Genomic DNA, 397 nt, shown 5'->3' with positions numbered 1-397 from the left:
GTGGCGTGCCAGTGGTCACCCTGATTCAGTTCGGTGACGCGATAGCTGCTGGCGCCTGCTTTTTCAGCTTTGGCGGCAAGTTCCTGACGAATGTCCATCGGGGAGCCGGTGACTGACGTCACGGAGACGCTGCCCATTGGCTGCAGATTTTGTGCCTGATCGGCATTCACTTGCTGTACGGCTGCGCTTGCGCCGAAAGAGAGAGCGGATGCCAGACCCAGGGTTGCGATGATCAATTTGGTTTTCATAGTCTTTACTCCTGAACAGGTTTTTTGCTCAACGGCGAGAAGGGTTGAACTGCTATTTTTATGCCTGGTGCCGTTGAGTGGAGAGTTATGTCTTCAGTGATTACTTAAACTTATTTGTACAGCTCGGCGGTGGCGTGCCAGTGGTCACC

The 397-nt window shown here is 53.4% G+C and carries 1 protein-coding gene; it reads right to left on the bottom strand.

The annotated features are described in order from the left end of the window. The coding region (yhcN, locus tag IM265_RS21835) for a peroxide/acid stress response protein YhcN (RefSeq protein WP_193055962.1) at nucleotides 1–248 on the bottom strand (248 nt) is incomplete at its 3' end. Between the last annotated feature and the right edge of the window lie 149 nt (nucleotides 249–397).

The organism is Enterobacter cloacae complex sp. P17RS, from assembly GCF_014895885.1.
GTDB classification, from domain to species: domain Bacteria; phylum Pseudomonadota; class Gammaproteobacteria; order Enterobacterales; family Enterobacteriaceae; genus Enterobacter; species Enterobacter bugandensis.
Note: the sequence above shows the minus strand (reverse complement) of the source record. Positions and strands in the feature narration are given on the sequence as shown.